At 52.4% G+C, this 25,791-nt stretch carries 15 protein-coding genes; 4 read left to right on the plus strand and 11 right to left on the minus strand.

Translation table 11 applies throughout. The features are described 5' to 3' along the window. Window positions 1–263: 263 nt before the first annotated feature. Complete coding sequence (locus ABEA66_RS13210) at window positions 264–1,607, minus strand: ABC transporter substrate-binding protein (protein WP_345587885.1); 1,344 nt, start codon at window positions 1,605–1,607, stop codon at window positions 264–266. A 189-nt stretch (window positions 1,608–1,796) separates the two neighbouring features. On the opposite strand from ABEA66_RS13210, the gene ABEA66_RS13215 reads away from it, so the two are divergent. After that, window positions 1,797–2,909: a Gfo/Idh/MocA family protein gene (locus ABEA66_RS13215; RefSeq protein ID WP_345587886.1), complete on the plus strand. Its 1,113-nt coding sequence runs from the start codon at window positions 1,797–1,799 to the stop codon at window positions 2,907–2,909. An 89-nt stretch (window positions 2,910–2,998) separates the two neighbouring features. Here ABEA66_RS13215 and ABEA66_RS13220 read toward each other — a convergent pair whose 3' ends face one another. Then, window positions 2,999–4,963, minus strand: coding sequence for a hypothetical protein (locus ABEA66_RS13220; RefSeq protein WP_345587887.1), 1,965 nt, complete (start codon window positions 4,961–4,963; stop codon window positions 2,999–3,001). Window positions 4,964–5,315: 352 nt separating this feature from the next. Beyond that, the gene (locus ABEA66_RS13225; protein WP_079910969.1) at window positions 5,316–6,194 is read right to left on the minus strand and encodes a radical SAM/SPASM domain-containing protein; all 879 of its coding nucleotides are present in this window, start codon (window positions 6,192–6,194) and stop codon (window positions 5,316–5,318) included. A 213-nt stretch (window positions 6,195–6,407) separates the two neighbouring features. Here ABEA66_RS13225 and ABEA66_RS13230 point away from each other — a divergent pair, with 213 nt between their 5' ends. Then, window positions 6,408–6,842, plus strand: a complete 435-nt coding sequence (locus ABEA66_RS13230; protein WP_345587888.1) for a GlcG/HbpS family heme-binding protein — start codon at window positions 6,408–6,410, stop codon at window positions 6,840–6,842. 96 nt (window positions 6,843–6,938) lie between these two features. Here ABEA66_RS13230 and ABEA66_RS13235 read toward each other — a convergent pair whose 3' ends face one another. Further along, window positions 6,939–8,243 carry an ABC transporter substrate-binding protein gene (locus tag ABEA66_RS13235; protein WP_345587889.1) on the minus strand — a complete coding sequence of 435 codons (1,305 nt, stop codon included), beginning with the start codon at window positions 8,241–8,243 and terminating at the stop codon, window positions 6,939–6,941. 324 nt (window positions 8,244–8,567) lie between these two features. Here ABEA66_RS13235 and ABEA66_RS13240 point away from each other — a divergent pair, with 324 nt between their 5' ends. Then, window positions 8,568–9,416 (plus strand): helix-turn-helix transcriptional regulator, encoded by an 849-nt coding sequence (locus ABEA66_RS13240; RefSeq protein WP_345587890.1) that lies wholly within the window; start codon window positions 8,568–8,570, stop codon window positions 9,414–9,416. Between the two features lie 193 nt (window positions 9,417–9,609). Here ABEA66_RS13240 and cydD read toward each other — a convergent pair whose 3' ends face one another. The 5 genes from cydD to ABEA66_RS13265 all read right to left on the minus strand — a co-directional run bounded on the left by cydD (window position 9,610) and on the right by ABEA66_RS13265 (window position 21,162). After that, window positions 9,610–13,281 carry a thiol reductant ABC exporter subunit CydD gene (cydD, locus tag ABEA66_RS13245; protein ID WP_345587891.1) on the minus strand — a complete coding sequence of 1,224 codons (3,672 nt, stop codon included), beginning with the start codon at window positions 13,279–13,281 and terminating at the stop codon, window positions 9,610–9,612. A 1-nt stretch (window position 13,282) separates the two neighbouring features. Then, window positions 13,283–14,293 carry a cytochrome d ubiquinol oxidase subunit II gene (cydB, locus tag ABEA66_RS13250; protein WP_345587892.1) on the minus strand — a complete coding sequence of 337 codons (1,011 nt, stop codon included), beginning with the start codon at window positions 14,291–14,293 and terminating at the stop codon, window positions 13,283–13,285. A 39-nt stretch (window positions 14,294–14,332) separates the two neighbouring features. Next, window positions 14,333–15,736, minus strand: a complete 1,404-nt coding sequence (locus tag ABEA66_RS13255; protein ID WP_345587893.1) for a cytochrome ubiquinol oxidase subunit I — start codon at window positions 15,734–15,736, stop codon at window positions 14,333–14,335. A 319-nt stretch (window positions 15,737–16,055) separates the two neighbouring features. Further along, window positions 16,056–19,856, minus strand: coding sequence for an Ig-like domain-containing protein (locus ABEA66_RS13260; protein ID WP_345587894.1), 3,801 nt, complete (start codon window positions 19,854–19,856; stop codon window positions 16,056–16,058). A gap of 289 nt (window positions 19,857–20,145) precedes the next feature. Next, the gene (locus ABEA66_RS13265) at window positions 20,146–21,162 is read right to left on the minus strand and encodes a LacI family DNA-binding transcriptional regulator (protein WP_345587895.1); all 1,017 of its coding nucleotides are present in this window, start codon (window positions 21,160–21,162) and stop codon (window positions 20,146–20,148) included. A 276-nt stretch (window positions 21,163–21,438) separates the two neighbouring features. Between ABEA66_RS13265 and ABEA66_RS13270 the strand changes: the two genes are divergently transcribed. Further along, the gene (locus ABEA66_RS13270) at window positions 21,439–22,746 is read left to right on the plus strand and encodes an ABC transporter substrate-binding protein (RefSeq protein WP_345587896.1); all 1,308 of its coding nucleotides are present in this window, start codon (window positions 21,439–21,441) and stop codon (window positions 22,744–22,746) included. A 97-nt stretch (window positions 22,747–22,843) separates the two neighbouring features. On the opposite strand, the gene rpoN is transcribed toward ABEA66_RS13270, so the two are convergent. Together rpoN and ABEA66_RS13280 are read right to left on the minus strand one after the other, a co-directional pair. After that, complete coding sequence (gene rpoN, locus ABEA66_RS13275) at window positions 22,844–24,151, minus strand: RNA polymerase factor sigma-54 (protein ID WP_345587897.1); 1,308 nt, start codon at window positions 24,149–24,151, stop codon at window positions 22,844–22,846. A gap of 162 nt (window positions 24,152–24,313) precedes the next feature. Continuing rightward, window positions 24,314–25,720, minus strand: a complete 1,407-nt coding sequence (locus ABEA66_RS13280; protein WP_345587898.1) for a M20 family metallopeptidase — start codon at window positions 25,718–25,720, stop codon at window positions 24,314–24,316. Window positions 25,721–25,791 lie beyond the last annotated feature (71 nt).

Raw genomic sequence — 25,791 nt, forward strand, 5'->3', positions numbered from 1 at the left:
CCAGCTTCCCGGGGGAAGAGGATGTATCTCCAGTTGAACCGGTCGATACTATATAATTCCTATGTGTTTAGTTGTATTTAATTTAACGATCTTTCCGCCCATTTGTCAACCCTAAATTGCGGAAATTTTCAGTCAGCTTGTCTTACTAAAATCCGCCAAATCGAGGCTTCGCTTCCAGGCAAATGGAGATGCTTGCGGCGAGCCCCGAAGTTTCTGTTATGATAGGAAAACCGGCATTTCCTGCCAGGGGATCTCGGATCGAATTACTTCTTCAGCTTCATTTCCTCAATCGCCTTGTTGGCTTCCTCCTCCGCCATTCGGAAGGCCGTATTCAGGTCCGCTTCACCGTAAATGACCTTTTTTAGGTTCGATTCCATCGCGCCAATGACTTTATCATCGTAAATCGTTCTGGCATGCGGGGAGGCGAAACGGTTGTAAAACACCGCATTTTTCATATTTTTATTTTTAAACGCGGTCTCCTGACCGAATACCTTCTTGATCTCTTCGTTTTTGAGCACCGGTATATTTCCCTTCTTGGACTCGATCATTTCATGCTCATCAGAGGTCACGTATTTCAGCACCTCCATCGCGGCATCTTTATATTTGCTCGACGCGGTAACGAAGAAAAAGTTAGGGTACGGCTGGGTGCCGATCCCCGGCGCCTCTTTCACAGTAGGAAGCGAGACCATATCCCAATTCATCGTTTCAAATTCCTTAACCGCATACTGCAGGCCGAAATTCATCACAAACATGGCCAAATTCTGCTCCTTGGCAAAATCGTTCGTGAACAGCAAGCCTTTCTTTTCCTGGATAAAAGCCTTGTACCCTGCATCCTGAACGACAGGGCTTACAATCACAGTTTGGAGAAACTGCTTCCATTTGTCATTATCGATAGCAGCCTGGAGCGTCGTTTTATCTACGATCTCCAGCGACATCGGATTCATCCTCATCGGGTGGGTAACGGAGGTGGCAAAGCCGGCATACTGCTTCCCTCCCTCATTCTTCGTCACTTTCTTGGATAAAGCCAGCAGATCGTCCCAGGTCATGCCGTCTACCGGATAAGGTACGCCGAACTTGTCGAAGATATCTTTGTTGTAGTATAAAACGAGCCCGCCTCCGTTAACGGGAAGCCCGTATAAACCTCCCAGCTGTTTCGTCGCATCAAGAAAGGTAGGTTCGAACCGGCTTAAATCTACATTATGCTTTTTGGCAAGCTCCGAAATATCGTATTGAAACCCATTCTGAATCAGGCTGCCGGCAGCGCCGCCGATCGAATCGAAAATGATGTCTATAGGCTGACCGGCCGTGATGAGCTCTGGCAGTGTGCTTCCTTTTTGATTTACAATATAATGGAGGGTGTAGTTAGGAAATTTGGCTCTTAATGCATTCCCCCAGCGGTTATTGAACTCCTCCTCCGTGTTGCCTGCCGCACCGTATATCACAAGCTCGGCCTTCTCCGTGCTCTTGTCCGCTGCGGGCTCCTTGGAAACAGCCGGTGAACTTGGCGGGGTCGTCGAAGGGTCATCCTTGGGTTGACTCGAACAGGAAGCCATAACGGCTAAGGCAAGGAATGCTCCCAACAAAGGCAATCGTTTCTTATTCGGCATGCGATAACCTCCTTTTCTGGTAAAACAGTAAGGGCATGTTACCAAGGAGCATTCTTTTCGTTATGACAGCGCTTACTTTTTATACTCTTATTGTATGGAAGTTAGGCAGGAAAACATTTCATTTTTTTGTTCAAAATGTTATATTTTTTGTTCTATCTATATCTGCTATCCCGAAAAAAGGAGAATCCAATGAAAACGATAAAGCTAGGCATGATTGGCAGCGGCCATGTAAGTAACCGTTACTTCGAGCAGGCTGCCCAGATGGAAGGGGTTCGTTTTGTTGCAACCTGTGCCAAGCATAAGGACAACGCGGCAAAAAAGGCTGCTGCTTACGGCATCCCAAACTGGTATGACGATTACCGGGTGATGATGGATACGGAAGAGCTTGATGGCGTAGTCGTCACTACTCCCCATTCCATGCATGCAGAGCCGGTGCTTGCCGCGCTCGAAAGGGGATTGAACGTACTCAATGAGAAGCCTATGGCCACCTCCTTTGAGGACTGTCAACGGATGACGGCCCTAGCCGAAGAGAAGAATGCTATCTTCATGAGCCTGCCGTTCGATTGGAACCCCGTTTTTCTGGCGGCCTGTGAATATATTGACGAGCGGTATATCGGGAAGATTACAGGGGCTGAAGCGCAGCTTTCCCTTCCGGGGCCTTGGCGCGACAATTGGTATTACAACAAATCGATTGCCCATGGAGGCGCCGTTCTGGATTGCCTGGTATATCCGGTCAGCCGTCTTGTCGGACTGTTGGGACCGGCAGTCAGCGTCATGGCTGAAGTCAATACGCTGATTCCTTACCGAATTGTCGGGGAGGGCAAAAAAGTGCGCAGCAATGTGGACGACAATGTGACACTCATCGTCCAATTTGCGGGCGGACAGCATGCCGTTATCCGTTCCTTGTGGGGACTATCGTACAAGCAGAACAACACCATCATCTATGGCCGCAAAGGAACCTTGGCCCTGAATGACAGCGGATTCCCGTTGGTGATCCATACGACAGGAGAACCTGTTCCCGGAGCAGAGCAAGTAACTTGGCGCGGGCTGGAGTCTTGCTACACCCCCTTGGAGAGCATCCACAAGCAAAAAAAGGAAAGCGTGATCTCTCACTTCGTTCACTGTCTTAGAAGCGGCGAGCAGCCGGCCCAATCGTGCAGGCAGCAGCTGCATGTTCATGAGATCCTGTTCGGGGCTTATCAATCAGCGGAATCCGGTCAACGATACTCGTTGACGACTACCTTTCCTCCCCGCTCCGCGTTGGACCCGAGCCTTTTTGATACACGAACCGGCTACGTTTAAACCTAGTATTCTAACGATCCTTCAAGGAGCACAAATGAAAAGCTTCTGAAATGCAAAATAAGGCTTTGCCGAAGCAAAGCCTTACTCCCTCAATCTTGCGTACGATACCCGATATGCTGCAGCGCAGATGCACCCATCCGATCCTTCAACTGCTGCAAATATAAGCTCCGCGGCTCCACATGCTCTCCGTGGGAATCCCAGAAGCCGTCGGGACCTCTATTGCCGCCCGGATCTTTTTTCCCGACATGACCGATAGCCCAGTTCTGTGCCGTAGGCGGCTGATGCGTAACCAGCGTCCCTTCCGTATTCCACGCCACATAATTGGCTCCCGCCCAGCCGTGACCCGAGCCCATATTCAGACGGTTCATCAAGGAGATCATATCATGCACGTTATCGTACAAGCCTCCGACCGACCACCGATGATGCGGTTCACTCCAGGTTAACGGCTGCTCGCCTTCGCAGTCCAGAAACACATTGGGGCCGATTACTCTGGAGCCAAGCGTAAACCCGTGACGGTTATTCAACGCAAAGCAGCGCAGCACCAGTCCGGATTGTCCGATCAAATAGAAGCCGTAACGGCCGACATAAATATTCGTCTCATAGAAGGTACGGCCGGTAGGATCGTAGCCTTTGCCGCTATAAAATTTTTTGTCTGCAATCAGGGACGAGCTGTCCTGAATCGTAATCCACTTGGACCCTCGACCTGTTCGGAAGGCGCCATTCGTACTGTTAAAATGCTCTGCCGTCACATTGCGGACCCAGCCGTTCCTGCAATAATCCAGATCGATGAATTCGTTGGCATGCCGCGTATCGTCCACCCCATCGCCGTTCGGAAGCCAGAATGCTATCCCTCTTAAGTTCTCTACGCCGACCTCACTAATCCGGGCCTGATCATTGAATTTATAAATCCGGCCTCCCCCCCAGCGGTCTTCAATCGCATTCATCAAGGAAGAATCCACCGTGATCTGATTGCCTTGAATCGCCGTAATCACATGCTCGAATTCCAGCTCGAAGGGCGACCATTGTGTAATCCTGGAGCCGTCGGAGCGCGGCGGAATACGATCCATGCCGATTTCATGTATCCAGGCCGAATTGCCGCTTCGTTGCACGATAACAGCGTCCCCAACACTAAAGCCGTTGGCATCCTCCACCCTAAAGGTATTGGCTCCCACTGGCACATAGCTGTCCGTGATCTCACTGCTGTCGCCTATTCGTTCCCGAAATGCCTCTTCCGAACCATAAATTTTAATGATTCTGCGCCGCTCGCTCCCGGTTGTGATAAGGATCGTGGCGTCTTGCCCTTCCAAACGTTCCTTTAGCTGCTCAAGACTCGAGCATTGGTCCGGATCGTGCCACAGCTTGCGGAAATCTCCCTGCCCTTCTCCTCTCAGCACAACGCCGCTAGCTCTGATTTCGAGGGAGGAGGCGATCTCATAGATCCCTTTTGTCAGCAGGATTGCACCGCGATGCCCATTAGCATCCAATGGCAATCGGGATACCCGGTCTATCGCCTCCTGAATATGGCTCGTATTATCTCCCGGTACCGGAGATAACGTCACCTGTACAGGCACTTCGGGTATGGCCTTCCCGCCGCCGCGGTATCCGACTCCCGAGAAATCCGGAAGCCGGTTGCCGCGATAATCGGGCAAATAGATCATAGCCCCTGCCTCATCGATATAAGTGGCCCTGCTGCTGCGTGCGGGAAGCTTCTCAACGACGGTAAAATAAAAAGCATCGGTGCGGCTCGCCCCTCCTGCCGGGGATAGCTCCACATCGATTTTGTAGCCTCCCTGCCGTCCGCAGACTTCCTGAAAACCAACCATCGTTCGGACCTTTGCCGCGACATCCCGCACCTCGGCGGACAACACAAGCTCGCCGGACTGCAGATGTGTTATGGTGACCCTAACATTGCCTTGCTCAGCCGCCGTAATCGCCACCTCAGGGTAACGGTCTCCCGGTGCCAATATCGACGGATAACCTATTCGAATGTCCATGCTTTCATGTATCAGCTCCACCGAAGCTTCTTCCTGCCATACTGTCACATCATTCTGCATGATGTACCTCCATATTGTTTTCTAAAAGATTCCGGCATTCATACAGAAGCATATACCGAACAGGCAGATGAGAAAATGTCCAGTCTTCATCTCTTTTTGCTCCATTATCATATTTGGAACAGAACATGACCCAACCATGGGGTGCCTTGGCTTCATAGCTGATTCAGGCGCTTTGGCGGGAGCCCCGAAATATGAGAAAACCTCTATCGAGGCCCTTCAAAGACGTGCGGCCGTGTTTTGAGGCAGGTTTTATCACCGAATAGAATGTTCACATCCGATGACCTCGGATCTTATGAATTTTATGGTAAAAAAATACAGCACGCCCACAAATGGACATGCTGTATAGGCATCATTATGCATTAAACCTTCTGCGGTACCCGCACTTTCTGCAAAGCTCCTCCACGATCTCTCTCCGCGAAAAGCCGTCGTAGAGCCTTGTCGCTCTCTCGCCTTGAATAATTTCGGCGAACGGCTTCTCATGGACATTCCCCAAATTAATGACTCCTTCTCCATCCAGACAGCAAGGGACCACCGTGCCATTGGACAATATAGCCGCCTGGTTGCGGAGACCGTGGCAGAAGCCTCTGCCGTCGTCCTCATCCTCTTTCAGATCGGGCCATTGGAATTCATGATCCTGGTTAATATAAATGCGGTCCGCAATTTTCGTTCCGCTGCCGCGAACGACCTTCTCTTCGATGTTATAATCCAGCTGGAATTCCTTCTCTATCATATCGAGAATCTCTCGATTCCGTTGGCGCTCTGCATTCGTTGCATTATCCTCAGTAAGGTTCCATAACCTTAACGAAATGGTGACGTTGTTCTTCTCGGATGCTTCCCTGGCAAAGGAGAGCACATTGGCAATATAGCCTTCCTTATCTGTTGAGCCTTCATGCCCGTCGAAGCTGTGGAGCGAGATATTTACCTGACGCAAAGCCGGTTTCATTAGTATCTTGTGCTTCACCTTGGGGATTAACGTTCCGTTCGTCGTCAAATTCACTTTGAAGCCGCGCTCATGGCTTAAATCCAGCAGCTGGTCAATCTTCGGATGAAGCAGCGGCTCCCCTTTGACATGAAAATAAATATAATCGGTAAAGGGCCTTACCTCATCAAGAATATGGGTGAACGCATCCAGCTTGATAAAAGTCGCTTCACGCTTGGTAGGAGGGCAGAAGGAGCACGCCAAATTGCACACACTCGTTATTTCAACATAAAACTTTTTGAATTTTCTCATCGCTGTATCCTTCTATGATTAGATTCTACTCTATTATTATCTACTCTATTATAATCCAATCATGGCACAATTCCATCTATTTATCCAGCTGCATCTAATGGTAATGCAGGCAGACCCGGCTATCTATGACCGAAAAATAGATCCGAACCCTCCTCCCGGCCCCTGCATACGCTATGCCATAGGCAAGTGACCGTAACTGAAGGAGCGAGGCAAATGTCTGTTTTGTCATTGGAAATCGCCAAGTATTTAATGAGGGTAGCCGAGCAAAAAGCGAAGGAGCTCGGCATTGCCGAAGTCATCGCCATCGTCGACGAAGGAGGCAATCTGTTAGCATTCCAGCGAATGGATGATGCCAAGCTGGGAAGCATCAGTATTGCCCAGGACAAAGCCTGGACCGCGTTGGCATTGAGAGTGCCTACGGCCAATTTGGCCAAAGCCGCGCGTCCCGACGGAGAATCGTTCGGCATTAACACGACAAACCATGGCAGGGTCGTTATTCTGGGCGGCGGCGTGCCGATTACCTGGAACGGGAAAATCATAGGAGGCATCGGTGTCAGTGGAAGCACGAGTGCGAACGATGTTATCGTGGCCAACGCCGCCATTGAGGCATTCGAAGCCCTCCCTCATGCGAGGATAGGAAGAAGCTAATCTATTAAATTTCAAAACGCTCCTGCAGCTCTCATGAGCCACAGGAGCGTCTTTATTGTTCATTGGCATCAATCTCATGTCTTGATAGAGTTCTGTCTATTTGTTCGCTTCCGAAGCCAGGATTTGATTGGCTTTTTCTTCAGCTGACCGCAGCGCCGTATTGATATCTTGATTCAAGGCAACGCCGACGGCTTCGTTGTAGGTTTTTTCCACTAAGGAATCATACTTGGTTTTGTAAGGCACAGGGGCGAATTTATTGGTAAATACCGCCTTCAGGTTTTTGGCTTTAAACTTGCTATCCTGACCAAACGCGTTTTTCACAGCCTCGTTGTTTAACACCGGCATAATGCCTTTTTTGGACAGCTTCATCTGCACTTCTTCCGATACCAGATATTTGATGATCTCCATGGCTTCATCCTTGTGCTTGCTCGTCGAGGTTACGCTAAAAAAGGTAGGGTACGGCTGGGAGCCCACACCCGGCATATCCTTGAACGTAGGGATCGGCACCATATCCCAGTTAAGCGTATCATACTCCTTATTGATGAACATGGCTGAGGACAAATACATGAACATAGCCGCCTCCTGCGTCAGAAAGTTCGGCATACGGTTATTTTTGGCGGTAAACGCGTCAAGCCCTGCGGCTTTATAGGAGTTGAGAAAGGCCGTTTCATAGTACTTTTTCCACTGCTCGCCCGATATGGCTGATTTCAATGCATCCTGCTTCAGGTAGGGCTGTGACAATTGATTCATGCGAAGCGCGTGGTTAGCGGAGGTCGTATAGCCCACATACACATTGCTGTCATCGGATCTGCCCAGCTTTTTGGCCAGTTCATTCAATTCATCCCAGGTCATCTGCTCTTTGGGGTAGCTGACGCCGAATTTATCGAACAAATCCTTGTTATAATACAGGATCAGGTTATTGTTGAATACGGGGACACCCCACATTTCCTTCCCGCCCGAAGCCATTTTGGCGGCATCGACGGTTACCGGCTCCAGGCTTCCCAAATCCAGGTTATGCTTTTTGATCAAGTCGGTCATATCCATTTGCAGCTGGTAATTTTGTACGGTGCTGAAGATCCCGATGGAATCAAAGTAGAGATCGATCTGCTGGCCTGCAGTTATCATTTCTTGAATGGACGGGCCTTCCTTCTTCCAAGGCAGATAGGTCAGCTTGACGTTCGGGTATTTAGCGGCAATCAAATCCTGGAACCGTTCGTTGAAGCTTTCAACTGAATCACCGCTTGCCGATACGACAAAGAGCTCTACGGGCTCGGTGCCCATTTTGAACGCTGCCGGAGCAGTTGGACTGGGGGCAGCAGATTGGTTTCCGCCGCTGCACGCCGTGACAGTGACCACCAAGAGGGGTGGAACCAGCCACCGCAGTATTGTCTCTCTTCTCATCCTTACCTTTCCTCCCACAGTATCTTTTTTCATGTATCGCCATCGTAGTCCAGAAAGACAGCGCTTACACAAGTAAACCCATTATATGGAATTCAGGCTGTGATCCTGTAGTACAAAAATAGGATAAAATCGTTGAATCCTAACATGTTTGTTCTCTTCCCAAAACCCCCGCTCCCTCCCTTCTCTGCTGCCCTAAGGTGCAACCGCTTGATCCTATACACCTTCTAGCCATTGCCGTATACTTAAAGATAAGCAGTACATCCGCTGTACCCTACACCATACATGCGATGAAATCGTTCATTCTTAACATGAAAGGGGATCATCATGCTGCCCTTTATTCTGGCCAATGCCCATCCTCAACAGCAGCTCCCTCCGCTGTATATTTACTGCATCGGCTATCATGAGCAGAAGCCGACCTTCCGGCCCACGGGTTTTCCCGTGTATCAGCTGTTTATTACCCGCAAAGGAAGCGGCATCTTTCGAATTCATGGACAGCAAGACCTTCGCTTAACGGAAGGGACCGTGTTCTTGTTAGGCGAAGGCGTCCCTCATGAATATTTCCCCGAGAATAAGGACGAGGGCTGGGAGCTCGGGTTTATCGGCTTTCAGGGAGAAGCCTCCCGTATAGCCGCCGAGGCTGCGGGGCCAGGCCACTGGCAAAGGCTGCCCAGTGAAGAGTTTGAGTTCATATGGTCGGAGCTGATCCGGCTGTGGCACAGGATCAATGACGGCAAGCCGGATACGGTCTGGGAAGCCTCGCACCGTTTATACGGATTCTTGCTTAGCCTGCAAAAGCACAGACAGGGGGAAGGCTGGCAGGAGGAGCCGCGCTCCCGGGAGCAGTCGAACCAGGCTTTAAAGAACGCGGTTCATTTTCTGGAGGAGCATTATAACGAGCACCTTCATTTGTCGAACGTGGCCCGTGCGGTCGGTTATTCCGCGCAGCATTTTCACAGGCTCTTCCTGAGCGTCTATGGCTTGACGCCGAACCGGTACCTCCAAATGGTCCGCCTGCGCAAAGCCTTGCAGCTATTCCAGCAGCATCCCGGGATAGCCGTTGACGAGGTAGCCGGACAAGTCGGAATGGAGACCAGCTATTTCATCAAGGTGTTCAAGAAAATGTTTGGAACGACACCGAAGCAGTATGTCATTCAATATATGGGCCAGCAATGATAGGAAGACCTTATCCCCGTAAGATGGCTTGAAAGAACCCCTTAAAGTGAGGCGTGGCTTGGAAGCTTATTCAGGCACTTTGCGCGAGACTCCCGGAATCATATAGCGACAAAAAAGCCTGACCGTTGTCATTCCTCCGGTCAGGCATCCCTCTATATTCGCGTTGACGTGCGTGTACCATTCACTCATCATGCTAGCCATGAAGCGGTGCCTCGTCATACGGCCCCGCATCCTCATGGAGGCCAGCCAGCAGACACTCCTTCTCCTTTTCCAGCTGCCATAGGCGGTAATAGTGGCCTTTTTTGCGAAGCAGCTCCTCATGCGTCCCGCGCTCTACGGCAGCACCGTGATGCATGACGACAATTTCATCCATCTGATCGAGTCCGGACAGCTTGTGCGTAATCCAGACGACGGCCTTTTCCTTCCAGAAAAGCTCAAGGTTATTCATGAACGCCTGCTCGGTCAAGATATCCAATCCGGTGACAGGCTCATCCAGCAAGAGCGCGGGGGTGTGGCGCAGCAATGCCCGGGCAAGTGCCAGACGCTGCCGCTCGCCTCCGGACAGCTTGCCTCCCCGCTCCCCGATCACCGTATCGTAGCCCTGAGGCAGGCTCATGATCGTCTCGTCGATCAGCGCCAGCCGCGCTGCTTCACGAAGCTCGTCGTCCGTTGCCTCCGGTCTCCCCAGCCTGAGATTAGCGGCAACCGTTGCATTGAACAGCTGCACCTCCTGGGAAACGACTGCATACTGGGAACGGATGAAAGCCGCAGGAAGCTCCCGCAGCTCCTGTCCGTTCAGACGAATGGAGCCCTCCGTACAGTCCCGGAGTCCAAGCAGCAGCTGGATCAGCGTGCTTTTGCCCGCTCCGCTTTCCCCTACGACGGCAATGCGCCGTCCCGGTTCCAAGGTTAGATTCAAGCGGCGAACCGCGTAATCCGTTCCGCTTTCATAGCGATAGGATACATTGCGAACCTCCACTTTCCATTGCCGTGAAGCTTGAACCGGCGGAGCCGATATCATCGGCCTCTGCTTCGCTTCAACCACCTTCAGAGCATTATTCTCATCGACCAGCTGAAACAGCCGCGAAGCGGCGGAGACCGTATGGCCTAACTGCTGGAAAGCCGCAGGAAGCGGCGTAACGGCTTCGTAGCATGCCAGCGTCATCAGAATAAGAGCCGGAAGCAGCACCGGCTCCAAACGGCCAGTCTGTACGAAATAGACGGAGGCCAGCAGCACCAGCCACATGCTCAGATGCGCTGCACCCAGCATCGCGCCGCTCACTGCCGCCCCTGCCCGGTTGATACGGGTCTGGTTCGCATTCACCTCGGATTGCTGCATCATAATCGAGTGCAGACGCTCCTGATCGCGGCCAAATACGAGAAGATCCTTCATGCCCAGGAGCAAGTCGCTCGTTTGGGCATACATCTGCTTCTGCCGGCCGGCGATTTCCCGGCCGGGCTTTTGGCACAGCTTAGCGCTGAGCAGCGGAAAGCCGATGCCGGACAGCGCTAGCATAGCCAGCAATATGCCTCCCAGCTGCCACGCATGCGCAGCCAGCAGGAAGCAGCCCAGCGCTCCGGTCACCAAGGCGATGAGCGGGGGCGCCAGAACGCGCAGGTACATATGCTGCAGCTGCTCGACATCGCTGATGAGCGATTGCAGCAGCTCACCGCTGCGCCGCCGCTCCAGCAGCCTGACGCCCATCGGCTCCAGGCTTTCGTACAGCCAAACACGTACGCGGTGCAGAATTCGGAAGGTCAGGTCATGTGACACCAGCCGCTCCAAATAACGGAACACACCGCGGGATAAACCGAAGAACCGGACGCCTACAATCGGAACCCACAGCAGCAGCACCGATTCCGGGCGTAAAGCGGCGCTTGCGATCAAATAGCCCGAGGTGCCCATCAAGCCGATGCTCGCGGCGATGGTCAAGCATCCGAGCAGCACCGCTATCAGCATTCTGCCCCGGTACGGCCGTAAGAAAGCGAGAACACGCCTCAGGAAGCCCTGTTGGGCCAGAAGACGGATAGATGCTGTATCAGGCGTACCCAAAGCATCGCCGCTCCCCCGATCCAACCCAGCGCCAGGGGCCTCACTCCACGATTCCGGTAACGACTCGGACAGTTTCCGGGCGTCACTCTCCCGCTCAAGCGCCAGCATCATTCGGGCGTACATTCCCCTTGCCGCCAGCAGCTCGGCAGGCGTTCCCATCTCGGCAATGCGGCCGTGATTCATCACGATGATGCGGTCCGCTTGCTGCACGGTCTCCAGCCGGTGGGCAACCGTCACTGACATCCGGCCTGGAAGCTGCCGGGCCAAGCCTTGCCGAACCATAGACTCATGAAACAAGTCCAATCCCGACGTCGGTTCATCCAGCAGCAGCAGCGGCGCATCCTTCAACAGCGACCTGGCAATGGCGATCCGTTGAATTTGTCCCCCGGACAATGGAACGGCTTCACCCAATATCGTATCCAGACCGTCGGGGAGCTGGTCCAAGAAATCCACGCCTGCGGCCGTTAATGCAGCCTCAATGCAGCTATCTTCCACCGGCCCCTCGCAGCCGAGGGTCAAATTGTCCCGCAGCGTACCGTAGTATAGCTTAGGGTTTTGATTGACACTCGACAACTGCTTCCGCCATGATTCCTTTGTTATCTCTTCCAGGTTGATGCCGTCAATCCACACGCTGCCGCTTGTAGGAGCAGCGAATCCCTGCAGCACATCAAGAAGCGAACTCTTTCCCGAGCCCGTCGGGCCAATGACCGCGATGCGCTCCCCCGGCTCCAGCGTAAATGAAACGCCGTCCAACGCCGGGGATGAATGACCGGGATAAGTCAGGCTGACATCCCGAAATTCGATGCGGTAACCGCTTGGCCGAGCCTCAAGCTCCACGCCCTCCTCCGTCTCAGCTGCTCCGGACGCCTGCGCCTCCAGGAGGCTGATGATCCGGGCAGCCGCAGCCATCCCGTTCGTGCTCGCATGAAACTGCGTACCCAGTGCTCTTACCGGAGCGTAGAACTCGGGTGTAAGCAGCAGAATGAGGAATGCATGCTCGAAGCCGATCTGCCCGTTAATAAGCCGCAGCCCCAGGAATACCGCTACGATGGCGGTGCTTAACGTCGCGAACAGCTCCATCACGAACGAGGACAAGAAAGCGAGCCTGAGGGTTCCCATCGTTGTCTTTCGATATTCCTCGCTGATTTGGGAGATGATCTCCAGCTGTGCACGGCTTCGCCCAAATATCTGCAAGGTCGGAAGCCCGCGCAGAACGTCCATGAAATGGCTCCCCAGCTGACCGAGACGCTCGAACTGCCGCTGCGCCTTGGACTTGGCGGCCAGACCTACCAGAATCATAAACAGGATGAGCAGGGGCAGCGTTATTGCCAGCACCATGGCCGAGATCCAGTCCAGGTTGGCGGCGATGCAGAAGATGGCGGCGGGAATGAGCATGGACAAGGCCATTTGGGGCAAGTACCGGGCCAAATAAGCCTCCAATTGTTCTACGCCCTCGTAGATCGTTCCAAGCAGCTCCCCGCTCCGTTCTCCTTTGGCATAGCCGGGTCCAAGCTGGACCAGCTTGCTTAACAATTGCTGGCGGAGGTCGCTCTTGATGCGCATCGCCATTTGCGATGAGGCATATTCGCTCATCATCTGGACAACCGCTCTAAGAGCGATCCAGCCAAGCAGCATGCCAAATACAGGAAGAAGAGTTGAGATACCGAGCCCTTCCAGAAAAGCATCATGCACAAGCCGAGCCAGGCTGGCGGATTCCAGAATCATCAGCATACCGCCGACAACGCTGAATCCTATCCCGGCTAGCAGCAGACGGTACGTTCCAGGGACGCGGCCAAGCAGTCGTTTCATCATATCAGTAGTCCAGATGATCCTTGACGCTCACCCGTTTGCGGAATACCCAGTAAGTCCATGCCTGATAAGCGATGACAATGGGTACGGTCGTGAGAGCAATCACGGTCATTACCTTCAGCGTATATTCGTTCGAAGCCGAATTAAAGATGGTCAGCGACCAATCCGGGTTCAGCGAGGAGATCATCACCCGCGGGAACAAGGACATGAAGACCGTTATCGTCGACAGCACAATCGTTAAGCCGGTCATAATGAACGCCCAGCCGTCACGTCCCGCTTTAAGAAAGAAATGCACGGACAACAGCGTAAAGCCGGCCGTCAGAGGAACCATTCCCGGAATGATCCCGTCACGGGTAAACATATCCGTTTGAAAATAACTGAGGAAGACGAAAAACAACAGCATGGCGCTTGCCCATGCACCGAAGCGGTTTGCCGCTTTTCTGGCCCGCTCCCTAAGCTCCCCTTCGGTTTTCAGCGAGAGATACAGCGCCCCATGAAGCAAAAATAACAGGACAATACTGATTCCCGCCGTTACCGAGTACAAGGAGATTAAATCCCAGAACGATCCGACATAGTTTTTATTTGCGTCAATCGGTACGCCCTTCATCAGGTTGGCCAGCGCTACACCCCACAAGAGCGGCGGCAGCAGGCTGCCCCCAAAGATCACGCCGTCCCACAGCTTGCGCCATTTCGGATTCGGCAGCTTGCTGCGAAATTCGAACGACACGCCGCGGCCAATGAGCGCCAGCAGCATAAGGAACAACGCCATGTAAAAGCCGCTGAACAGCGTGGCATACCATTCCGGAAATGCCGCGAACATCGCTCCCCCCGCCGTAATAAGCCATACCTCGTTACCGTCCCAGACCGGCCCTATCGTATTGATGATCACACGGCGCTCCGTATCCGTCCTGCCAAGGAACGGAGTCAGCATGCCTACGCCGAAGTCGAAGCCTTCAAGAAAGAAGAATCCGACGAACAGCACCGTGATAAGAATAAACCATAAGGTTTCCAGCATATTCCCTCGCCTCGCTTTCTATTTCATAGCCTGATCTTCTCACAGAGGAGTCACTGTGCCTGGATGCTTCGTTTCCGCTTCATGAGCTTCATGAGCCTCGTGTTCCTCGTCAACGGCTCCTTTTTTCACGAACACAACGATCAGATAAACTAACGCCGCAGCCAAAAGCCCGTAGATCACGGTAAAGCCGATGAGCGAAGTCGCCACCATAGCAGGAGTGACTGTAGGGGAAACTCCCGCCTCCGTTTTTTGCAATCCGAACACAAGCCAAGGCTGCCGGCCGACCTCCGTCATAATCCACCCCGCCGAATTGGCGATATAGGGCAAGCTGATGGCCGGCACCATCCATTTCAAATACCGCGGAAATTGGTCCAGCTTATTGCGCCATACGGCGTAGGTACCGAACAGGCTGAGCAAGATCATGAGGACTCCGGCCAGCACCATGATGCGGAAGCTCCAGAACGTCGTTTTGACCGGAGGAATATAGTTGCCGGGGCCATATTTCGCCTCGTACTCAGATTGAAGCTCATTCATGCCGGGCACGCTTCCGTGCAGCTTGTTATAGGAAAGAATGCTTAGCGCATAAGGGATTTCCAATTGCGCGCGGTTTTGCTGCTTTTCCACATCAATCAAGGCAAAGACCGTCCAAGGGGCGCTATCCCCCGTCGTGTTCCACAGCGCTTCGGACGCCGCCATTTTCATCGGCTGCGACTTCATCAAATGCTGCGCCTGCTCGTGACCGGCTACCGCCGTCATGAAGCTTGCTGCCAGCGCGATCGTAATCCCGATCGTAAACGATGTTTTGAACAGCTCCGGCTGCTGCTTGCGCAGGATTTTATAGGCGCTGATCCCCGTTACGAACAATGCACCTGTCGATAGCGCTCCATAAATGACATGCGGGAACTCTACCCATAGCTGCTTGTTCCCCAGTATGGCAAAAATGCTGGTCATCTCGGCGCGTCCATTTTGAATCGCGTATCCGACCGGCTCCTGCATGAACGAGTTCGCACTTAATATCCATAGGGCCGACAACGTCGTTCCGACGGCTACCAGCCAAATCGAGGCCAGATGCACCTTCTTTGGCAGGCGGTCCCAACCGAAAATCCATATGCCGAGAAACGTCGATTCCAGGAAAAAGGATACCAGCGCTTCAATCGCTAGCGGCCCTCCAAAAACAGCCCCGACAAATCTCGAATAATCCGACCAGTTCATACCAAACTGGAATTCCTGCATAATCCCCGTAACGACCCCTACGGCAAAGTTCAGCAGAAACAGTTTCCCCCAAAATTTAGCCATGATTTTGTACGAATCATCCTTCTTCACCACGTACATCGTCTGCATCACCGCGATCAGGTATGCAAGACCGATTGATAACGGTACGAGCAAGAAGTGATACACCGTCGTAATTCCGAACTGCCATCTGCTTAAATCCAACGTATCCAAATCAATTCCTCCCTTCTGTACGATGCTAGTATAGATCGAAGCAGGCAGCCTACATGTGATAAAAATCACAAGGAAAGGGTGAGAATTTGAACATTTTTTGTTAATAGATCCCTGGCTAACGCCAAATAAACAAAAGAAGAATGGCGGACTCGCCATTCTTCTTTTGTTGAGGAGCGTAAGCTGCTTCGGTGGCACAGCGGGATACCCCCTTTATTAGCTTCCGAAAGGTTATGCATTTCCCAATGGAAACCATCTTCGTAAGCAAGGAGATAACCAGCCTATCGACTCTCTAACAACCATCAAGACCTAATTTACCTAGTCAATGCCCTCCGGCGGTTACCGTAATTTTGGCTTTGACTTGTTTTCCGTCATGCTCGACAATGATATCGGCTTTACCCGACTTTATTGCCTTTACCCCTCCATTCGCATCCACCTGTACGACAGCCGGGTTCGACGAACGATACGTCACGGCATCCGTCACCTTCTTTTTGCTGTGATCCGTATAATAAGCATAAACGACGGTAGCGTGCGTTTGACCGACTTTCAAGGAATAAGCCTGGTCATCGAGCTCGAGGCGGGTCACCTTCACCGGCTTCCCGTCATCCTTGCCGAGCACGGTCACTTTAGCTTTCTCCTGCTCGCCCCCGTAAGTTACGACGATATCCGCTTTTCCCGCCTTGATCGCCTTAACCAGGCCGTTCTTATCCACTTGGGCTATATCAGGATTAGAGGAGCGGTAAGCAACCCCGTCGGTTACCTGCCGCTGGCTCCGGTCCGAGTATACCGCCTGCACGACGGTCTGGTGCGTGTCTCCAGCCTTTAGGCTGTACCGCTCCGAATCCAGGTCAATCCCAATCAGCTGCACAGGCTTGCCATATACGATCACCTTGGCATCGGCGCTTTGCCCTGCATATTGAGCGGTTACCGTCGCTACCCCCGGGCTGACTGCCGATACAACACCGCTGGAACTTACCTGCGCTACAGAAGGCTTGGATGATTGGAACGCGATTCCTTCTGTCAGCGGTTTGGTGCTTCCGTCCTCATAAGTCCCTTGCAGCTCCAGAGATTCGGATTCACCTGAGCGAATGAACATATACTTGGGCTTTAAGGCAACGGACTGAAGCTGCGGCTGCTCGCGGGTCACATTGACCGTGTACATTCTGGAAGTATTAAGACTCGGAGAATATACGGCAATCTGAACCGTATTGGCGCCATAGCCCAGCTGGATATCGGGGCTCGGCTGGCCGCTCGCGACATCGGTTCCATTTACCCTAATCTGCGCTCCCGTATCGACGCCTTCCGAAGTGACCGTAAGCTTGTAGACGTTGTAGGTCACACTGGCATCGTAATGAGCCTGGTCGGGGGCAAACGACGGGCTTAGAACCCCATCGCTCAGGCTCAGACCGGCCAGTTTCGGCTGTCCGTAGCTGCTTGTTTGAATATTGCGGACGGCTTCGCTGCCGCCGCGGTCCTCCAGCTGCTGCAAATACAAGCTGCGCGGATAGACATTGGTACCGAGACTTTCCCAGTATCCGCCTTCCCGAGGTCGAAGGTCGTCCTTATTCGGCAGGTAAGGCTTATTTACTTTGCCGGTAAAACCGATGGCGTAGTTTTGCGCGGTAGGCGGATTTTGGAGCGCAAGTCCCCCTTTGGTATTCCATGCGACCCAATTCGCTCCTGCCCATCCGTGTCCGCTTCCGAGCCAGCCGCGGTCTTGAATAGCGATATTCGCATCGATGTTATCGAACAAGCCCCCTACCGACCAGCGATGGTGCGGCTCGCTCGTTGCGAATTGCGTTGTTGCAACGCCGTCCAGGAACACGTTAGGACCGGGTACGCGGCTGCCTACGATATAGGAGTGGCGTGCGGTATCGACGTTAACCCTTTGAGTGAGCCCCAGTTGGCCTTCATACAGCAGCGGATAACGGCGCCCTCCATCCAATGTGCTTGCCATTTCCAGAACCGTGCTGTCCTGGGTCGTCGTCCACTTGGTATCTCGCCCGGTGTAGACCATGGCATATCCCAGATGCAGCGCCGTGATGTCGCGAACCCATGCATTTTTGACGCTCTTGAACGCAATGAACGTTTCCGGATGGTTATCATCCGCATAATAATTGACGCCTCCATTCGACTTGATGACGGACGGATCGAAGTTGACATCGACACGCATATTTTCGACGCCGACCTGCTGTATCCGGGCCGAATCGTTATAGGCCAATAGCTCCCCGCCTCCCCACCTAAGCTCGATGGAATTGGCGAGCGGCGCATCTACCGTTATGACATTGCCGTCCACTTGGGTAATGACTCTGTCGAAGTTAAGATCAAAGGGACCCCATTGCTGCGTACTTCCGGTAGTCCCGGGCCGGTCTGTTATTTGATCCATCAAGAGCTCATGAATCCACCGGTCATTTCCTTTCCTGCGCACCATCACCGTGTCTCCGGCCTTGAACAGACCGGGATCAGCGACCCGGAAGCTTCGTGCTCCTACCGGAACATATAAATCGGTGATGCCCGTCTTTATCGTCGAGCTGACGACTGGACCACTTGTGCCGCCAATTTCCAGGATATCGCGCTGTTCCGTGCCCGTAACATAGAGGATCGTTCCATCCGTACCCTGGCCCTCGCCGCGCAGAACTACGCCTCCCGCACGGATATACAGCTTGCTGCCTACCCGATATGTACCCTTGGAGAGAAGCACCGCTCCGCGGAAGCCTTCCGGTGAAGGAGCCAACAGGGATACTTCGTCAATGGCCGCTTGAATCCGTGCCGTATCATCCCCTTCCGCTTGCGGGGTTAGAGTCACTCTTACAGGCACGTCAGGCAGCTGGACTCCGCCGCCCATATAACCCGCATTGGAGTAATCGAGCAGCTTGTTCCCTTTGTAATCCGGCACGTAGACTAATTTGCCGTCTTTCCCGATAAAGGCCAGCTGACTTTGGCCCGCCGGTATGGTGCTCGCATCCGCCGAGAAGAAATAGAACGTATCATACACTGTCGTCTTGCCCGTTGGAGTTACCGACAGCCGCAGCTGATGCTCTCCGGTAGAAGCGACCGCTCCCGGAACCGGAAGCTCCAACGCCTCGCCTGGAACGAGCCGGGTTTCCGGCAGCTGATACAGCTTATTTTGTGAGCTGTCTATCAGCTCACCATTCAGGATGCCCTCTACGAATGGCGTAACCTGAATGGACGGGTACGGATCACCGGGCCTCACGAGCGCAGGCTGCCCTGTCTGAATCGTCATGCTCGGATGGGTTATCTGCAGATCGGCGATGAGCTGGACCGGGTCCGCAACATCAATCCAGATGGTAGTAGTCAACGTGATAGGTCCTTGTACAATGGTTCCCGTTACCTTGCTTACCCCGGACTTCAAGGCCATTACCTTGCCGGACGAATCCAACACAGCAACATCCGGTTTGGAAGCCTGCAGGGAAGCAAGGAAGTCCGGTTCGGACAAATCCGCCTCTTCTCCAGTGACGAGAACGCCGTGAAGCTGTAATGAAGTCGTTTCATTGACATGAAGCTTCAAAGTCGTATCTTCCGCATACTCCCGGCCTGCCGCATCGGAAATATAGATTCTGTTCAATGCGGGCTGTGAGCCGGTGCCACCTTCCCCATACACTTCAAATTCGGCAAGCTTAAACAATGAATTCTGTGTCAAATTGACCGATACTTTGACATATCGGGCGGATACCGGGGCAAAAATCGCCGTTTCTTTGGCTTGAATCGCCCCTGTTGACCTGTCCCGGGCATAAGCCTGCGTCCAGCTGCTGTTGTTATTGGAGTACAAGATAGAGTAACCGCTTACAATTCCTTGCGTCCCTGTAAAATCCAACACCGTTCTCTGAACCGTCTGCGGTACGGTCAGATCCACCGTCATCCATACATTAAGATCGTCCCCGCGGTCGCTGGATAGCGGCTGCCAATAGGTGCTTGCATTCCCGTCAACGGCAGCGGTTGCCCTGCCCGCAGACGTATCCGAGCTTTTGCTTGGCACAGGCTTATTTAATGCGTAATTCACTTCACTAGCCGCCGCACGCGAAACAAGCCCGTGGGTTGGAAGAAGGAGCGTAAAGACTAGCACGATAATGAGACCGATAAGAAACGGCTTACGGACAGACACGAAATCATCACCTTTCCTGAATAGACTAATGGGGTTCTCCTCGACTAATGGAAGGAAGGAGCTCTCCTTCTTTCCTGATCGCCGATAAAAGCGAGTGCTGCTGCGCTTCTTGTTGTCATGTTCAGGCCTTAATGTAAGCGGTACCAAAAATAGAAAAATAGATTCTTATCAAAGCCCCTCCTTTCCATTTTTACTATACCATAAATATCCTCGCAATGAATCATTTCCGGAAAGTTTCTGTTCCCTTTCTGGGCAAAACAAAAAACCGCGCTAGCGCGGGTTCATTGGTTTAGATCGCAGGAGCCGATGCCGTCGATTTCCGGACTGTCAGCGCCCCAGGCAAAATAATTTCCTGATATTCCAACGAAGCATCGTTCATCTGCTGGCACAATATCTCTATAGCGATGCTCCCGATCAGCCTTGCGGATTGATTAATGGAGGTGAAGAAGCTCCGGTATTCCTCCGGCAAAACCGCGTATTGGTCGTCAAACCCGACGATACTGATATCCTCGGGAACGCGCAGCCCATACTCCTGAACGGCTCTAAGCACATTCATCAGCATGGACGGCTGGGCTACAAACAAGGCGGTCGGCCGATTCTCCAGCACCAGCAGGCTCCTTGTTGCCTCGTAGGAAGTAACGCCGTTGCCGACAATTTTATAATACTCCTTGGACTCCTTCAGCCCGGCATTCATCAGCCCTGTTCGGTATCCTTTCACCCTGTCCGCATGAGTGGATCGGGCCGGATTCAAAGTGATGCAGGCAATCCGCTGATGGCCGAGCTCCACCAGATGGTCGATAAGCTTGATCGCAGCGGCAAAATTATCCCCACGAACGACATGCGCCGGAAAATCCTTTAACCTCTGATCCACCAGCACCACAGGTACCTTATTCTGTATCAGATCATCCAGATGCTTGCCGTCGAGCTCTGCATTGACGCTTAACAGGATAAGGCCGTCCACATCCCGCTGAAGCATTTTGGCGACAACCTTCGCCTCCCTCTCCATGCTGACCGTATTGCCTATGACTATAAAATAGTCCTTCTCCAGCGCCTTCTCTTCCGCTCCTGCCAAGATTCCCATGCTGAACCGGTTCCCGGTCATATCACCTAGCGGCATCAGCATCCCGATCATCATGGAGCTGTCCTTGGAACGCTTCAAATCACTGGCTTGCAGGTTCAACTCCCTCAGCGCTTTATGCACTTTCTCCCGTGTCGCCGGCGCTACGGACTCGTAATTGTTAATGACCTTCGAAACCGTAACCTTGGACACCCCTGCTTTGGTTGCAATGTCTTGTAAGTTAGCCATGCTTGTAAAATCCCCTTAGGAAACGATCTGCGGCGTTTCTGATATTTACCCCATCGTAGCGAATGGGGGTTTTGTTGTCAACAACAGGAAATTTTGCAAAAAATGATTTACAAAAGACTGCCAAGTGGTATAATCTGGATTGGAAAGTTTCCGGAAACATAAAATAAATCATATCTAAGTCTTGAAAGAATACACGGTAAACGAAGGGCCTTTTTCTGAAAACGCTGTCATTTGTTCATTCATTCCATCCCCATCATACGAAAGTGAGGTTAAGTTATGCGCAAAGCCCGCATTGCTCCACTTGTTTCTTTGGCTGCCATCATAGCACTAACCGCTTGCACCACCACCGAGACTTCTCCCAAGTCGCCGGGAGATACGAAGAAAGAGCCTATAGAGCTTGTTTTTGCCACTCATCTGGGAATGAGTCAGGAAACGTTCAACAAGGAAATCGGCGATCCGATACGTCAGAAGTTTCCGTATATCACCCCCAAATATATTGAGAGAGGGAACGGAACCAACCTGAACGATCTGGTCTCCGCCGGTACAGCTCCCGATATTACGTGGTTTGTACACTCCTCCTTCGTCAACACGATCCAGCAGCTTGGGCTCGACTATGATTTGACCGATCTTATCAAAAAATACAACTACGATATGAACCGCTACTATCCGCAGGCCTTGGAAACGTTGAAGTACTACACCGGCGGAAAAGGCATTTATGGCATCCCCAAAGAAATCAGCCAATCCGTCTTGTACTACAATAAAGACATTTTCGATAAATTCGGGGTCCCCTATCCGAAGGATGGAATGACCTGGGACGAAGCTTATGAATTAGCCCGCACGATGACCAGAACGGTGGACGGAACGGCCTACCGCGGAATGAGCACCTTCTATAGCACGATCCTTCGAGAAAATCAGCTGTCCATTTCCCCATTGAGCCCGACCGAGGATAAGGCTAACGTGAATAATGATCAATGGAAGCAGCTGCTGCTCACTCTGGACAAAATTTATAAAATTCCCGGCAACAACAGGCCGACGAACACCCGATCCATTACACCGGAGGTTGAGCAATTCGAAAAGCAATTGAATGTCGCAATGCTCATTAGCGGCTATGGACGGCAGGTGAACTTCCCTCCGAACTTGAACTGGGATGTCGTCTCGATGCCCACCTTCAAAGACAAGCCGAAGGTCGGCCAGCAGAGCAGCCCGACCTTCTGGGGGATCACGCCGACCAGCAAGCATAAAGAAGACGCGTTCGAAGTGATTATGTATTTGATGAACGATGAGCGAATGATGGACAATTCCAAGAAAGGCTTGCTCACCCCTGTCAACAAGCCGGAAATCCGCAAAGCATTCGGTACGGATGCACCGGAGCTCAAGGGAAAAAATCTGGAGGCGGCTTACTATAACACGTACGCCCCCATAGAACCGGCCAGAGCTTCCGGTCTGAATAATGCCATTCGTCAGGATGCCATTAACATTGTGAATGATGCCTTCACGGACATGCTCCTGAACAATATCGACGTCAATACCGCTTTGCGGCAGGCGGACGAGAAAATCAATCAGAAATTTGTCGAGAAGAAGTAAAGGGAAGCCTTGGCTTTAACCTATGTAAAAGCGGCTGCCGACAGCAGGATTTCCTGACGGTCGCGGCCGCTTCTAAGATTCCTGATGAGCTTCCACGCTATAATCGCTTCCGCAGATAGGAAGCCGGTATCCCTAAGGACTCTCTGTACTTGGTCACTGTACGCCGGGATACACATACCCCCTCCTGCTCCATTAGCTCCGCAATGCGGAGATCGGATAGCGGCTTCCGCTTGTCCTCGCTTTGAATCACCTGCTTGATCCTCTGCTTCACAGCCTCCGATGAAACAGCCTCACCGTCTATCCCTCCCACCGACGAGGTGAAAAAGGATTTCATCTCATACATCCCCCGCGGAGTTTGAACATATTTGCTCGCTGCTGCGCGGCTTACCGTCGATTCATGGACTCCCAGAGCATAAGCGATGTCTTTAAGCGCCATAGGCTTAAGACTGGCAGGACCATAATCAAAGAACGGCCTCTGCTTCTGAACGATGGCCTGCATAACGCGATAGAGCGTAACGTTTCTTTGCTCTATGAATCCGATAAACCTTCTGGCTTCGTGCAGCTGTTTTTGCATATCATTGTCCGCCTCCCGGTCCTTACGTCTGATAGCACGGCAGCCGGGATGTATCGACAGCTTCGGATAGAGCGATTCATTAACTTCAACGATATATTCATTATGTTCCCTTCTGACGATGACATCGGGATAAATCACCTCCCGCTGTATAGGGGTGAAAGCTGCCCCTGGTCTTGGATTCAACGCCCGGATCGCGGCTGCTGCCTGCTGAATCTGATCGGGTTCGGCCTTTAGAAGCTGTGCCAGCTTATCGAATTGTTTTTCAGCCAGATGGGTCAAGTAATCGTTTACAATTTGATACGCCAGCGAATCCTTATGACCTTGCCGCTCCAGCTGGAGCATCAGGCATTCCTGCAGGCTTCTCGCCGCTATTCCGGGAGGATCCAAGGATTGAACCAGCTCCAAGGCGTGTTCGATCTGACCTGAATCCATATGAAGGATCTGCGCGATATGGTCTGTTCTCATATCCAAGTAGCCTTTGGAATCGAGATTGCCGATAATAAATTTGGCTGCATGGAGAGTTGGTGGCGGTGTATGAGGAAGAAAAGCAAGCTGCTCCAGCAGGAAGCTCTCCAAGGTTTGCTGTGAAGAATCAGGAATCCGGTCCATCGGATCGTAAGCAGAAGTACGGAATCTGGAGCCTGATGGTCCTGTTGACGGAAGCCAGCCGGTATCGGCTGGTACTAAAAAAGGATTAGAGAGGATCTCACGGCTCATGTGCTCCGCCAATTCTCCTGATGAGCATTGCAGCATATGGAGGGATTGCTTCATATCCGGCGTGATTAGCAATCTCATCGTCTGCTCCTGAGCCTGGTTAAGTCCCGCTTGCATCTCTGCACCTCCTGCTTTTTACATGCCCTGTTGGTACCATCATATCATATCGTACGATCGGCGTAGAGTCGGAATCGGGATAAAAAGAAACACCATGCGTCAGCCTCTTCCTTCGCATGGTGTTCGTTACCTGGACAATCTATAACAGTATAAGTGCTTAATTTATTTGATAGCCGACGGCTTCACATCAGCCGGAATCGGGCATACATAAGGCTCATCTTCAAGGTGCCGGTTCAGCTCAGCTTTGGCCGCCTCAAGCAGCTCCGGATTCTGCATCACTTCGAGCGCGGTAGCTGCCATCACTTTCCCGGCATGAAGCATCCCTTTATGCCCTATGGAGGTGCCTCCCTGAGCCACCAGCTGCCAAGTGTGGAACGGTGTTCCGATCGCCATACAAGCGGTCACGCATTGTGCCGTCGGCACAATCCAGCTGACATCGCCGACGTCGGTGGAGCCGGTACCAAAGGATAAACCCGTCTTGGTGTAAGGCAACAGAAAATCCGCCAGCTCCTTATTGTCCAGCCCCTTAATCCGCTTGAACATCTTGGTATCTTCCTCTGTCAATGTGGTTCGGATCGCCTTTGCAAGCTCCTTCTCGGCTTCATCGAATACAGGTACGCCGAGCTCCGAGAATTGCTTATGCATGGCTTCCTCCAGCACCGAGTTGCCGATCAAGTTCGAACAGGCTTTGTCAAAGACGATTTCGACCTCCGTCCCGGTCATCAAGGCCGCTCCGCGGGCAATATTGCAAACCCGCTGGTAGATTTCCTCCACTTGAGGTGTCTTAGGCGCACGAATGAGATACAGCACTTCCGCCTGAGACTGAACCACATTTGGCGACGTCCCGCCCGTGTTCGTAATTGCATAGTGAATTCGGGCTTCCTGAATAATATGCTCTCTTAAGTAATTGACCCCGACGTTCATCAGCTCAACGGCATCCAGGGCGCTTCGGCCCAGATGCGGGCTTGCTGCGGCATGGGAGCTGCGGCCTTTGAACTTGTAATAGACCTGATAATTCGCAAGCGATTGGCCCGGCATGATGCCGTTAAGAGGAGCCGGGTGCCAGCAGAGCGCAAAGTCGGCGTCATCGAAGACGCCTTCTCTTGCCATGAACGTTTTGCCAGAACCGCCCTCTTCCCCCGGACAGCCATAATAGCGCACGGTGCCTGGAAGCTGATTCTCCTCCATATACTGCTTCAGGCTTACAGCGGCAGCCAGCGAGCCTGTTCCCAGCAAATTATGTCCGCATCCGTGACCGTTGCCGCCTTCCTGAATAGGATCATGTGAAGCGACACCTCTGTTCTGGCTCAAGCCGGATAAGGCGTCAAACTCGCCCAAAATCGCAACCACCGGCTTCCCCCTTCCGAAGCTGCCTATAAAGGCCGTTTCAATGCCAGCGGCTCCCCGTTCTACGGTGAAGCCCCCCTTCTCCAATGCCTGGCACAAGAGCTCCGCGGATTGCCTTTCTTCGAAGCGCGTCTCCGCAAACTCCCATATTTTATCGCTGATTTGAATGAAAAAGTCACGTTTCTTTTCAATTATTTCAGCTAGTCTTTCATTTCCTCTCATTCTTATCCCTCCTGCCGTTTGTCTAGGCTGTTTCTTTCTGCTTCCTTGGATCTGACCTTTACAGGCCGAGA

The sequence above is a fragment of the Paenibacillus vulneris genome, assembly GCF_039543185.1.
In the GTDB taxonomy this organism is placed as follows: Bacteria; Bacillota; Bacilli; order Paenibacillales; family NBRC-103111; genus Paenibacillus_S; species Paenibacillus_S vulneris.